Origin of the sequence: Klebsiella sp. CN_Kp113 (genome assembly GCF_040064585.1) — a bacterium.
In the GTDB taxonomy this organism is placed as follows: Bacteria; Pseudomonadota; Gammaproteobacteria; order Enterobacterales; family Enterobacteriaceae; genus Klebsiella; species Klebsiella michiganensis.
The window spans coordinates 16,133-28,008 of record NZ_JBEAID010000050.1 but is presented as its reverse complement, the minus strand read 5'-3'; the positions used below and the strand labels follow the sequence as shown (position 1 = coordinate 28,008).

The window sequence follows — 11,876 nt, the reverse complement described above, 5'->3', positions numbered from 1 at the left end:
CCTCCGACCGCTCGGTTCGTAGCCGAGTACTCTATCCAGCTGAGCTACGGATGCAAAATGGCGGTGAGGCGGGGATTCGAACCCCGGATGCAGCTTTTGACCGCATACTCCCTTAGCAGGGGAGCGCCTTCAGCCTCTCGGCCACCTCACCACACGCCTCTTACGAGTGCTTCGAAGAACTTGTTTCTGCTCTTCGTCGCTGCGATGGCGCACATATTACTTTCTGGTACTTATAAGTCAAACCTTTTTTCGAGACCTTTTTTTCGTTTGCACACTTCCCGCGCAATTAGCCTGTGAAAACGGCAAAAAGAGTATTTTATCAACAAGAAATTGCTGATTACGCCGCGGCTAACGCAAAAGATAACTGTCGCGGATGCGGAGAAAGAGACAAAAATGAGAGGCTATCGGAGAGGAAAATTGGCAAAAACGGCGGGTGGAAGGAGGCGCCTCACAAAATAGCGAGGCGCGAAAACCTTAGTAACTGGACTGCTGGGATTTTTCAGCCTGGATACGCTGGTAGATCTCTTCACGATGCACGGAGACTTCTTTAGGGGCATTAACGCCAATACGTACCTGGTTACCCTTCACCCCTAAAACTGTCACAGTGACCTCATCTCCAATCATGAGGGTCTCACCAACTCGACGAGTCAGAATCAGCATTCTTTGCTCCTTGAAAGATTAAAAGAGTCGGGTCTCTCGTATCCCGGCATTATCCATCATATAACGCCAAAAAGTAAGCGATGACAAACACCCTACGGTGTAAGCAGTCACGGCATCACATTCTGTTAAACCTAAGTTTAGCCGATATACACAACTTCAACCCGACTTTATCGTTATCAGTGCTTCTCGCGCAAGATGCTGTAATCCGAGAATCACAGCATCTATGCAATTATAGTTATTACAGTTTTGCGCTTACCCAGCCTTTCACACTGGCTAACGCAGCAGGGAGAGCAGACGCATCGGTACCGCCGGCTTGCGCCATATCCGGACGACCGCCCCCTTTACCGCCCACCTGCTGGGCGACCATACCAATCAGTTCCCCGGCTTTCACGCGGTCTGTCACATCCTTAGACACACCTGCAATCAGAGAAACCTTACCTTCTGCGACCGTGGCCAACACGACAATCGTTGAACCCAGCTGATTTTTCAGATCGTCAACCATAGTACGCAGCATTTTCGGCTCAACGCCGGCCAGCTCGCTGACCAGCAGCTTAACGCCGTTAATCTCTTCCGCTTTGCTGGAGAGATTTGCGCTCTCCTGCACGGCAGCCAGCTCTTTCAGCTGCTGCAGCTCTTTTTCCAGCTGACGGCTGCGTTCTAACGCGGCGCGGACTTTGTCACCAAGGCTGTGGGTATCCCCTTTCAGCAGCTGTGCAATATCGCCCAGCAGATCGCTCTGCGCGTGCAGCATCGCCATCGCGCCTTCGCCGGTCACCGCTTCGATACGGCGCACGCCCGCGGCGGTACCGGATTCAGAGGTAATGCGGAACAGGCCGATATCACCGGTGCGCGAGGCGTGCGTACCGCCGCACAGCTCGGTGGAAAAATCGCCCATGCTCAGCACGCGAACGCGATCGTCATACTTCTCGCCAAACAGCGCCATCGCGCCGGATTCACGCGCAGCGTCAATATCCATGATATTGGTTTCGATCGGCAGGTTGCGACGAATTTGCGCGTTCACCAGATCTTCTACCGCACGGATCTCCTCCGGCTTCATCGCTTCAAAATGCGAGAAGTCGAAGCGCAATGCTTTGTCGTTGACCAGAGAGCCTTTCTGCGCAACGTGCGTACCGAGAACCTGGCGCAGCGCCGCGTGCATCAGGTGCGTCGCGGAGTGGTTCAGGCGGATACGCTGGCGGCGAGCCTGATCGACATCGGCCTGCACGGCGTCGCCGACTTTAAGCGAACCGCTGGTCAGTTTACCAATATGGCCAATTGCCTGGCCGTACTTCTGCGCGTCGCTGACCTGGAAGGAGAAACCGGCGCCCTTCAGTTCTCCTTTGTCACCCACCTGGCCGCCGGATTCGGCGTAGAACGGCGTCTGGTCGAGGATAACAACCGCTTCCTGACCGGCGTTCACCGCGTCAACCGCTTTACCATCGATAAACAGCGCGGTGACTTTGCCATTCAGTTCCAGGCTGTCATAGCCTTTAAACTCAGAGGCGCCGTCGACGCGGATCATCGCATTGTAGTCCGCGCCAAAGCCGCTGGATTCGCGCGCGCGACGGCGCTGCTCTTCCATCGCGGCTTCAAAGCCGGCTTCGTCAACCTTGATGTTGCGTTCGCGGCAAACGTCCGCGGTCAGGTCAACCGGGAAGCCGTAGGTGTCGTACAGGCGGAAAGCGGTTTCGCCGTCCAGCGTGTCGCCCTGCAGTTTAGCCAGTTCTTCATCCAGCAGCGCCAGTCCGCGCTCCAGCGTACGGGCAAACTGCTCTTCTTCGGTCTTCAGCACCTGCTCAACCTGAGCCTGCTGCTGTTTCAGCTCTTCGCCGGCGGAACCCATCACGTCAATCAGCGGGGCAACCAGTTTCCAGAAGAAGGTCTCCTTCGCGCCCAGCATGTTGCCATGGCGAATTGCGCGACGAATGATGCGGCGCAGCACGTAGCCGCGGTTTTCATTCGACGGGATAACGCCATCGGCAATCAGGAACGCGCAGGAACGAATGTGGTCAGCGATAACGCGCAGCGACTTGTTCGAGAGATCGGTCGCGCCGGTAACCTTCGCCACGCTCTTAATCAGATCGCGGAACAGGTCGATATCGTAGTTGGAGTTGACGTGCTGCAGCACGGCGGCAATACGCTCGAGGCCCATACCGGTATCTACGGACGGCTTCGGCAGCGGCTCCATGGTTCCGTCAGCCTGACGGTTGAACTGCATGAAGACGATATTCCAGATCTCAATATAGCGATCGCCGTCTTCTTCCGGCGTTCCCGGAGGGCCGCCCCAGATATGGTCGCCATGGTCGAAGAAGATTTCGGTGCATGGACCGCACGGCCCGGTGTCACCCATCTGCCAGAAGTTATCGGAAGCAAACGGCGCGCCTTTGTTGTCGCCGATGCGGATAATACGCTCGCGCGGTACGCCAACTTCATTTGCCCAGATATCGAACGCTTCATCGTCGGTTTCGTAGACGGTCACCCACAGTTTTTCTTTCGGCAGGGCGAACCAGTTTTCACCGGTCAGCAGTTCCCATGCGTATTTGATGGCATCCTGCTTGAAGTAATCGCCGAAGCTGAAGTTACCCAGCATTTCAAAGAAGGTGTGGTGACGCGCGGTGTAGCCGACGTTTTCCAGATCGTTGTGCTTACCACCCGCACGAACGCAACGCTGCGCGGTGGTCGCGCGCGAATAATTACGTTTGTCGAGACCAAGGAAAACATCCTTGAACTGGTTCATCCCGGCGTTGGTAAACAGCAGGGTCGGGTCGTTATGCGGCACCAGGGAGCTGCTCGCAACTACCTGATGTCCTTTACTATGGAAAAAGTCGAGAAACGCCTGACGGATCTCAGCGGTGCTCTTGCTCATAATTATCCTGAAATCAAGCTAACGAAATGTCGCTGGCAGCCACTACCCAGTATCGACCGGCAGGCTACTCACGAAAATAAAGTGGGAATAAGATAAGTTTTCTTCACGGGGAAGTAAAATCCCGGATGGGTCAATCTGCAAAATTTCGCCAGATTTCCTGAATATCCTCCATCAGATAGCCGCGGTAGAGCAAAAAGCGCTGAATTTTGACTTTTTCTGCAAATACGCTGGGCAGGGGTTCGCCATATTTTCGCTGCGCCTGCTCTTTGGCAAGCCGCGCCCAGTCGATTTCGCACTCGCGCATGGCTGCCTCTGTCGTCTCGCGGGAGATCCCCTTCTGCTTTAGCTCCTGGCGGACGCGCGCCGGGCCGTACCCCTTGCGGCTGCGGCTGGCAATGAACTGACGGACAAAGCGTTCGTCGTCCAGATAGCGGTTCTCAATGCACCATTCAACGACTTTATCGACCTCTTCCGGCGTCACATCTAACGCTTCAGGGCCGTTTTTGCTCATGACCGGTGCAGCCAGCTTTCGCCTTAGCTCCTGTTCGCTGTGGTCGCGCATTGCCAGAATGCGAATCGCGCGATCCAGCAGCCTGGCGTAGTCAGAGCGGCGGGATGAAGTTTCAGTCACGGTCAGCCTCGCTAATCAAAAAAAGCAAAAGGGCCGCATAAGCGGCCCCTTGTTAGTCTGTTCAGACGATATCAGAAATCTTGCTCGGTTTCCGCTTCGCTGTTGCCATCAACCGCGAAGTCCGGCGTGGAGTCCTGATTGCTCAGCAGCAGTTCACGAACTTTCTTCTCGATCTCTTTTGCCGCAGCCGGGTTCTCTTTCAGCCAGGAGATGGCGTTCGCTTTACCCTGACCGATTTTATCACCGTTATAGCTGTACCATGCGCCGGCTTTCTCAATCAGCTTCTCTTTCACGCCGAGATCGACCAGCTCACCGAAGAAGTTAATCCCTTCGCCGTAGAGGATCTGGAATTCAGCCTGTTTAAACGGCGCGGCGATTTTGTTTTTCACCACTTTAACGCGGGTTTCGCTGCCGACAACGTTGTCGCCCTCTTTCACCGCACCGATACGACGGATATCCAGACGCACGGAGGCGTAGAACTTCAGCGCGTTACCGCCGGTGGTGGTTTCCGGGTTACCGAACATCACGCCAATTTTCATACGAATCTGGTTGATGAAGATGAGCAGGGTGTTGGACTGCTTCAGGTTGCCCGCCAGTTTACGCATCGCCTGGCTCATCATACGCGCCGCGAGGCCCATGTGAGAGTCGCCGATTTCGCCTTCGATTTCCGCTTTCGGCGTCAGCGCCGCAACGGAGTCAACGACGATAACGTCTACCGCACCGGAACGCGCCAGCGCGTCACAGATTTCCAGAGCCTGTTCGCCGGTATCCGGCTGGGAGCACAGCAGGTTGTCGATATCGACGCCCAGCTTGCGTGCGTAAACCGGGTCCAGCGCGTGTTCCGCATCGATAAACGCACAGGTTTTGCCTTCGCGCTGCGCGGCGGCGATAACCTGCAGCGTCAGCGTGGTTTTACCGGAAGATTCAGGCCCGTAGATCTCGACGATACGGCCCATCGGCAGGCCGCCTGCGCCCAGGGCGATATCAAGGGAAAGCGAGCCGGTGGAGATAGTTTCCACATCCATGGAACGGTCTTCACCCAGGCGCATGATGGAGCCTTTACCGAATTGTTTTTCGATCTGGCCCAGTGCTGCCGCCAACGCTTTCTGTTTGTTTTCGTCGATAGCCATTATTACTCCTCTCATGCCGGGTGTAACCGGGTAGTGAATTCTGTTCTGTTGAAGCAATTATACTGTATAGTCATACAGTATCAAGTATTTTGTAGAAATTGTTGCCAGAGGAGATTTAGCGCGTAGGCCGTGGCCTGGCGGCGTACCGACTCGCGGTCTCCGGCAAAGCATTCGCGCCGGGTTACGCCCTGTCCGCTGGCGCTGGCCACGCCAAACCAGACGGTTCCCACCGGCTTTTCCGCGCTGCCGCCGTCCGGCCCGGCGATGCCGCTGACCGAAATGGCATAGTCCGCGCGAGCCGCACGCAGCGCGCCGATGGCCATCTCCACCACCACCGGTTCACTCACCGCGCCATGGCTAAGCAGCGTCGCTTCGCTGACGCCAATCATCTGCGATTTCGCTTCATTGCTGTAAGTGACGAAACCGCGCTCAAACCATGCCGAACTGCCGGCGATATCGGTAAGGGTTTTGGCGACCCAGCCGCCGGTGCAGGACTCCGCCGTGGTCACCGTCGCACCGCGCGCTTTCAGCGCCATCCCCACCTGCTCGCTCAGCTGCATTAATTCCGAATCTGTCATTCGTCGCCCCACGTAAGCTGTACAAAGAGGCCATCAAAGATAGCACTTTCAACGAAGATATGGGGACGAGGTAACGAATTTACGAGTCGGCTGGCGAAAAACATCGGCTATAGCCAACGCTGCATTTTCGGATAGCCGCCCGGGGGCGCCGGTGTCACAATTCACCGCACATATAAGGAAGAGTTAAATGAGAGGTTACCAGGAATGGCCAAAGCAACGCTTACCTCAGAGCAGAACGTGAAAAAAATTCGCCAGGTGCGCCTGTGCCTGTTTGTATGCGGCACAGTTTCGCTGCTAACCGCGCTACTGCATATTTTCACCCGCTCATTCAACCCGCTGTTCGAAGGCGTACAGATCCTGCTGGGCGTGGGCTGTATTGCCAGTGGATTCACATTGAACAAGAAAATCAAGCAGATACTCGCAGAACCATAGCGGCGGATAACCGGCCCATCGCGGGCCGGTTTTTATTTATTTCATACTCGCCGCGATCAGCTCCACGTTGTGACGCAGCATTTTCACGTAGCTGTCCGCCACGCCGCCCGGTTGAGAGAGGGCTTCAGGGTAGAGCTCTCCTCCCGGCTGCGCGCCCGTCGCGCTGGCAATCTGTTTAACCAGTCTTGGATCCAGCTGATTTTCCATAAACCAGGTATGCACCTCGTCGGCTTTAATTTGTCGAATTAATGCCGCCACCTGCGCCGCGCTGGCCTCACTTTCCGAAGATAGCCCCTGCGGCGCGAGGAAAGTCACGCCATAGGCGCGGCCAAAATAGCCGAAAGCATCATGGCTGGTCAGAACCTTACGCTTTGCCTGTGGAATGGCGGTGAACTGGCTTTTAGCCCAGCGATCGATCTCGTTAAGCTGGCTGATATAGCGCTTGCCGAAGGCCTCCAGCGCCAACTTATCTTCCGGGTCGGCTTTCACCAGGCCGTTGAGGATATTCTGCGCGTACAGCGCACCGTTCGCGGCGCTGTTCCACGCATGCGGATCGGTTACCGTTGCGCCATCTTCTTCAAGCGTGTGGGTTTTGACTCCGCGGGAAGCCACCACCAGCTCGCCTTTGAATCCGGATGCTTTAATCAGCCGGTCCAGCCAGCCCTCCAGCCCCAGGCCGTTGACCACCACCACATCGGCGTTGTTCAGCAGCGCGCTCTCTTTCGGCGAGGGCTCGAAGGTATGCGGATCGCCGTCCGGCCCCACTAGCGTATCCACATGCACATGTTCGCCGCCAATCTGCTGCACCATATCGCCCAACACGGAAAAACTGCTCACCACGTTTAGCGTTTTCGCCATCACCCCGTGCGATGCCAGACCCAGCGCCAGCGCCAGCCATATCCCGGTACGTTTCATCATTGTCCTTACCCCATTAATTTACGCCAGCCGACAACCAGCCGGCTGCGCGAGCCAAAAAACACCGATACAAAAAAGAGGCCGCTGGCGGTCAGCACAATGGCGGGTCCGGCAGGCAAATTCGCCGCCCACGACAGGCTCAGCCCCATCCACGCGCAAAAACCGCCCATCAGCGCCGCCAGCAGCAGAATGCCCGGCAGCGTCCGCGCCCAGCAGCGCGCCGCGACCGCGGGCAGCATCATGACTCCCACCGCCATCAGCGTGCCGAGCACCTGAAACCCGGCCACCAGATTGAGCACCAGCAGGGCGAGGAACAGGCCGTGCAGCAGCGCAGGCACTCTTCGCGCGTTCACCTGAAGCCAGACGCTGTCGAAGGCTTCGCTGACCAGGCCGCGATAAAACAGGGCGATGCAAATCAGCGTCAGGCTGGCAACGCCGGTCACAAACAGCGCCGAATCGCGGTCTACCGCCAGAATCGAGCCGAACAGCAGATGCAGCAGGTCGACGTTAGAGCCGCGCAGCGAGACCAGCGTGACGCCCAGCGCCAGGGAGCCGAGATAAAATCCGGCAAAGCTGGCATCCTCTTTTAAAAGCGTGCGTCGGCTGACCCACCCCGCCACCAGCGCCACCGCAATGCCGGCAATAAAACCCCCGACGGTCATCGCCAGCAGCGACATCCCGTTAAGCAGGTAGCCCACCGCCACGCCGGGCAAAATCGCATGCGAGAGCGCATCGCCCATCAGGCTCATGCGGCGTAAAAGTAGGAAGACGCCGAGCATGGTCGTGCTCAGCGAGAGCGCCAGGCACACCACCAGCGCGCGGCGCATAAAGCCAAACTCGATAAAGGGCTGAATGAAGGTGTGCCAGATCATGCCAGCCTCGCGGAGTGAAAGGCGGGCAGCACATCAGGCGTACTGCCCCAGCGGGCGCGCTGCGGCGTCAGCAGCATCGTTTCCGGGAAATAGTCGGCGACCCGCTGGTTATCGTGCAGCACCGCCAGAATCGTCTGCCCCTGCTGATGCATTTCCAGGATCAGCGCCATCAGCTCACGGCAGGTGGCTTCGTCGATGCCGGTAAACGGTTCGTCGAGCATCACCAGCGGCGCGCGCTGCACCATCACCCTCGCGAAGAGCATGCGCTGAAACTGGCCGCCGGAGAGCGCCTCAATCGGCGTTTTCGCCATCGCTAGCAGCCCCACCCGCGCTATGGCCGCGACGATACGTTGGCGCACCTCCCCCCCGAGCCCGCGCAGCAACGATACCTGCGGCCAGGCCCCCTGGCTGACGACATCCTGCACCGTGAGCGGAAACTGCGACTCCAGCGCATGCCGCTGCGCCAGCCAGCCGATAACCGGCCGTCCGTCGCGCCAGTTCAGGCGGCCGCTGACCGGCGGGATAAATCCGGCCAGCGTCTTTAACAGCGTCGATTTCCCGCAGCCGTTCAGGCCGACGATAGCCGTCATACTCCCCGTTGCAATCGTGCCGCTAAGGGACGGCGCGATCGCCAGCCCTTCATAGCCAGCCACCAGATGATCGAGCTCTATCATGGCAGCGATACCGCCCACCAGGTTGCCAGCCACAGGGCGGCCAGCAGCACGCCGGCCATCGCCAGCCGGGCGATGCCTGAAGTCATCAATAAGGAAGTCAATGTTTACGCCTCAATAAAACGTTATAACATAACAATATTAAAAGAAGCGCGGAATGTAAATTGGCGTCAACAAAAGGAAATGCTGCAAAATGTTACAGACTCCTCTCCGGACGGAGAGGAGCACAGAAGACGGGATTACTGCATCCGGGCCTGAGAAACCGCCAGACCGAGCTGCCAGACGGCCATCGCGTAATGGGTGCTGTGGTTATAGCGGGTAATGGTGTAGAAGTTCGGCAGACCGTACCAGTACTGGTAGCCTGTGCCGATATCCAGACGCAGCAGGCTCGCCTGCTGGTGGTTACCCAGCGGCTGAGTCGGGGTAAGTCCCGCCGCCGCCAGCTGCGAGACGCTGTATTTGGTTTTGAACCCATTGTTCAGCCCAGGCGCCTGGCCCAGCGCCTGTACCGCAACCAGATCGCCGCTCACCCAGCCGTGCTGCTTGAAGTAGTTCGCTACGCTGCCGATCGCATCGACCGGATCCCACAGGTTGATATGCCCGTCGCCGTTAAAGTCCACCGCGTACTGCCTGTAAGAAGAGGGCATAAACTGACCGTAGCCCATCGCGCCGGCGAAGGAGCCTTTCAGATCGAGCGGGTCATCCTGTTCGCTGCGCGCCATCAGCAGGAACGTTTCCAGCTCGCTGGAGAAGTATTCTGCGCGGCGCGGATAGTTAAACGACAGCGTCGCCAGCGCATCAAGGATGCGGGTTTTCCCCATCACCCGCCCCCAGCGGGTCTCGACGCCAATAATCCCGACGATAATCTCCGGCGGCACGCCGTATACCTGGTACGCGCGGTTGAGCGCATCCTGATACTGGTTCCAGAACGCCACACCGTTCTGCACGTTATCCGGGGTAATAAACTGCTTTTTGTAGCGCAGCCAGGCGCCGTTTGGCCCTGACGGCGGCAGTCCGGTGGGCGCCTGACGGTCCATCAGACGCAGCACGTAGTCCAGGCGTTTGGCCTGCGAGAGAATTTGATGCAGCTGCTGTCGGTCGAAGCCGTGCTTGCTCACCATTTTATCAATGAACTGTTCCGCCGCCGGGTTATTGGCGAAATCGCCGCTCATCTCCATCACGTTATGCTGCGGCTCGAGTAAAAAACCGCCCGTACCGCCCGCCATTTCCTTTTCCGCAGGAGTTTGAGGTTTGCTGCTGCAGGCAGCGAGGAGAACGCACAGGGGGAGTAAAGCCAGGGAACGACGCTTCAACATGGGACATCCATTTAACAAATCGGCAAGGGGTAATTATGGTAAAGCATGCGCCCGCTCACAAGGAAGCGGCGGCAATGTAAATTCTTTTTTATCGCCCTTTTTCCTCTCGCCCCGCCGGATCCTTCGTTCACTCCAGTCACAATCTTTCAAAATAAAATATTTATCTTTCATTTTGCGATCAATATAACAATTTTAAACCTTTTAAAATGATTAAAATTAGCTGCCAGTTAGCAAGAAAAATAACACGCTGAAGGAGAGAACAATGATTGAAGTCGTTACCCACGGCGCCGAATGGTTTATCGGCCTGTTTCAGAAGGGAGGCGAGGTGTTCACCGGTATGGTCACCGGGATCCTGCCTTTGCTGATCAGTCTGCTGGTGATCATGAACGCGCTGATCAACTTTATTGGTCAGCAGCGGATCGAAAAGCTGGCGCAGCGCTGCGCCGGTAATCCGATCTCCCGCTACCTGCTGCTGCCCTGCATCGGCACCTTCGTTTTCTGTAATCCGATGACCCTGAGCCTTGGGCGCTTTATGCCCGAGAAATACAAACCGAGCTACTACGCGGCGGCCTCCTACAGCTGCCACTCAATGAACGGCCTGTTTCCGCACATCAACCCCGGCGAACTGTTCGTCTATCTGGGGATCGCCAACGGGCTAACCACCCTCGGTCTACCGTTAGGGCCGCTGGCGGTGAGCTATCTGCTGGTGGGCCTGGTGACGAACTTCTTCCGCGGCTGGGTGACCGACCTGACCACGTCGATTTTTGAGAAAAAAATGGCCATCCAGCTTGAGCAGAAAGTGCATCTGTCAGGAGCGACATCATGACCCGTATTCGCATTGAAAAAGGCGCCGGCGGCTGGGGCGGCCCGCTCGAACTGGACGCCGTTGCCGGTAAAAAGATTGTCTATATCACCGCGGGCACCCGCCCGGCGATCGTCGATAAAATTGCCCGCCTCACCGGCTGGCAGGCGGTCGATGGCTTCAAAGAGGGCGAACCGCCGGAAGCGGAAATCGGCGTGGCGATTATCGACTGCGGCGGCACCCTGCGCTGCGGTATCTACCCGAAGCGCCGCATCCCGACCATTAATATCCACGCGACCGGCAAATCGGGTCCGCTGGCGCAGTACATCGTCGAAGACATTTACGTTTCCGGCGTCAAAGAAGAGAACATTTTCGCGCTGGAAGAGGGTCCCTCCCCGGCCCCGCAGGCCGCGCCTGCCCAGCTGGCGGCCCGCGACTATGACACCAGCAAGAAAATAACCGAGCAGAGCGACGGCCTGCTGGCCAAAGTTGGTATGGGGATGGGCTCGGTCGTGGCGGTGCTGTTCCAGGCCGGGCGCGACACCATCGATACGGTGCTGAAAACCATTCTGCCGTTTATGGCCTTCGTCGCGGCGCTGATCGGCATCATCATGGCCTCCGGCATCGGCGACTGGATTGCCCACGGCCTGGCGCCGCTCGCCAGCCATCCGCTGGGCCTCGTCACCCTGGCGCTGATCTGCTCTTTCCCGCTGCTGTCGCCGTTTCTCGGCCCCGGCGCGGTCATCGCCCAGGTTATCGGCGTGCTGATTGGCGTGCAGATTGGCCTTGGCAATATTCCGCCGCATCTCGCCCTGCCCGCGCTGTTCGCCATTAACGCCCAGGCCGCCTGCGACTTTATCCCGGTTGGCCTGTCGCTGGCGGAAGCGCGCCAGGACACCGTGCGCGTCGGCGTACCGTCGGTACTGGTGAGCCGCTTCCTGACCGGCGCGCCAACGGTGCTGATCGCCTGGTTCGTTTCCGGATTTATTTACCAATAAGAGGT

12 protein-coding genes and 1 tRNA gene are annotated in these 11,876 nt (G+C 57.7%); 3 read left to right on the top strand and 10 right to left on the bottom strand.

From position 1 onward, the window contains the following. Positions 1–58: 58 nt before the first annotated feature. From ABLV30_RS26105 to pncC, 6 genes are all read right to left on the bottom strand, one after another. Positions 59–151, bottom strand: a tRNA-Ser gene (locus ABLV30_RS26105). A 323-nt stretch (positions 152–474) separates the two neighbouring features. Continuing rightward, positions 475–660, bottom strand: a complete 186-nt coding sequence (csrA, locus tag ABLV30_RS26100; protein WP_000906486.1) for a carbon storage regulator CsrA — start codon at positions 658–660, stop codon at positions 475–477. Positions 661–898: 238 nt separating this feature from the next. Beyond that, positions 899–3,526: an alanine--tRNA ligase gene (alaS, locus tag ABLV30_RS26095; RefSeq protein ID WP_265800400.1), complete on the bottom strand. Its 2,628-nt coding sequence runs from the start codon at positions 3,524–3,526 to the stop codon at positions 899–901. A 130-nt stretch (positions 3,527–3,656) separates the two neighbouring features. Next, complete coding sequence (recX, locus tag ABLV30_RS26090; RefSeq protein WP_009651620.1) at positions 3,657–4,157, bottom strand: recombination regulator RecX; 501 nt, start codon at positions 4,155–4,157, stop codon at positions 3,657–3,659. A gap of 71 nt (positions 4,158–4,228) precedes the next feature. Then, positions 4,229–5,287, bottom strand: a complete 1,059-nt coding sequence (gene recA, locus ABLV30_RS26085) for a recombinase RecA (RefSeq protein ID WP_004104808.1) — start codon at positions 5,285–5,287, stop codon at positions 4,229–4,231. A gap of 80 nt (positions 5,288–5,367) precedes the next feature. Further along, entirely contained in the window at positions 5,368–5,865 is a 498-nt protein-coding gene (pncC, locus tag ABLV30_RS26080; RefSeq protein ID WP_014226512.1) for a nicotinamide-nucleotide amidase, read from the bottom strand. A 204-nt stretch (positions 5,866–6,069) separates the two neighbouring features. Here pncC and ABLV30_RS26075 point away from each other — a divergent pair, with 204 nt between their 5' ends. Further along, positions 6,070–6,297: a hypothetical protein gene (locus ABLV30_RS26075; protein WP_025107287.1), complete on the top strand. Its 228-nt coding sequence runs from the start codon at positions 6,070–6,072 to the stop codon at positions 6,295–6,297. Between the two features lie 36 nt (positions 6,298–6,333). Here the strand turns inward: ABLV30_RS26075 and ABLV30_RS26070 are convergent, their stop codons facing one another. The 4 genes from ABLV30_RS26070 to mltB form a co-directional block, all read right to left on the bottom strand. Further along, positions 6,334–7,212 (bottom strand): metal ABC transporter substrate-binding protein, encoded by an 879-nt coding sequence (locus ABLV30_RS26070; RefSeq protein WP_265800457.1) that lies wholly within the window; start codon positions 7,210–7,212, stop codon positions 6,334–6,336. An 8-nt stretch (positions 7,213–7,220) separates the two neighbouring features. Next, positions 7,221–8,084 carry a metal ABC transporter permease gene (locus ABLV30_RS26065; protein ID WP_014226515.1) on the bottom strand — a complete coding sequence of 288 codons (864 nt, stop codon included), beginning with the start codon at positions 8,082–8,084 and terminating at the stop codon, positions 7,221–7,223. Then, on the bottom strand, positions 8,081–8,791 hold the full coding sequence (locus ABLV30_RS26060; protein WP_161506263.1) for an ATP-binding cassette domain-containing protein: 711 nt from the start codon (positions 8,789–8,791) through the stop codon (positions 8,081–8,083). Before ABLV30_RS26060 ends, ABLV30_RS26065 begins: the two co-directional genes overlap by 4 nt. A gap of 203 nt (positions 8,792–8,994) precedes the next feature. Further along, entirely contained in the window at positions 8,995–10,071 is a 1,077-nt protein-coding gene (mltB, locus tag ABLV30_RS26055) for a lytic murein transglycosylase B (protein ID WP_009651581.1), read from the bottom strand. A gap of 262 nt (positions 10,072–10,333) precedes the next feature. On the opposite strand from mltB, the gene srlA reads away from it, so the two are divergent. Both srlA and ABLV30_RS26045 read left to right on the top strand, forming a co-directional pair. Beyond that, positions 10,334–10,897, top strand: a complete 564-nt coding sequence (gene srlA / locus ABLV30_RS26050) for a PTS glucitol/sorbitol transporter subunit IIC (protein ID WP_004104818.1) — start codon at positions 10,334–10,336, stop codon at positions 10,895–10,897. Then, positions 10,894–11,871 carry a PTS glucitol/sorbitol transporter subunit IIB gene (locus tag ABLV30_RS26045; protein ID WP_348865692.1) on the top strand — a complete coding sequence of 326 codons (978 nt, stop codon included), beginning with the start codon at positions 10,894–10,896 and terminating at the stop codon, positions 11,869–11,871. The genes srlA and ABLV30_RS26045 overlap by 4 nt, the downstream gene beginning before the upstream one ends. Positions 11,872–11,876 lie beyond the last annotated feature (5 nt).

Excerpts from the sequence above, each read along its gene's own strand:
- mltB (WP_009651581.1), bottom strand. The coding sequence starts at position 10,071 with ATGTTGAAGCGTCGTTCCCTGGCTTTACTCCCCCTGTGCGTTCTCCTC.
- ABLV30_RS26065 (WP_014226515.1), bottom strand. The coding sequence starts at position 8,084 with ATGATCTGGCACACCTTCATTCAGCCCTTTATCGAGTTTGGCTTTATG.
- csrA (WP_000906486.1), bottom strand. The coding sequence starts at position 660 with ATGCTGATTCTGACTCGTCGAGTTGGTGAGACCCTCATGATTGGAGAT.
- ABLV30_RS26045 (WP_348865692.1), top strand. The coding sequence starts at position 10,894 with ATGACCCGTATTCGCATTGAAAAAGGCGCCGGCGGCTGGGGCGGCCCG.
- srlA (WP_004104818.1), top strand. The coding sequence starts at position 10,334 with ATGATTGAAGTCGTTACCCACGGCGCCGAATGGTTTATCGGCCTGTTT.
- recA (WP_004104808.1), bottom strand. The coding sequence starts at position 5,287 with ATGGCTATCGACGAAAACAAACAGAAAGCGTTGGCGGCAGCACTGGGC.
- pncC (WP_014226512.1), bottom strand. The coding sequence starts at position 5,865 with ATGACAGATTCGGAATTAATGCAGCTGAGCGAGCAGGTGGGGATGGCG.
- ABLV30_RS26070 (WP_265800457.1), bottom strand. The coding sequence starts at position 7,212 with ATGAAACGTACCGGGATATGGCTGGCGCTGGCGCTGGGTCTGGCATCG.
- ABLV30_RS26075 (WP_025107287.1), top strand. The coding sequence starts at position 6,070 with ATGGCCAAAGCAACGCTTACCTCAGAGCAGAACGTGAAAAAAATTCGC.
- alaS (WP_265800400.1), bottom strand. The coding sequence starts at position 3,526 with ATGAGCAAGAGCACCGCTGAGATCCGTCAGGCGTTTCTCGACTTTTTC.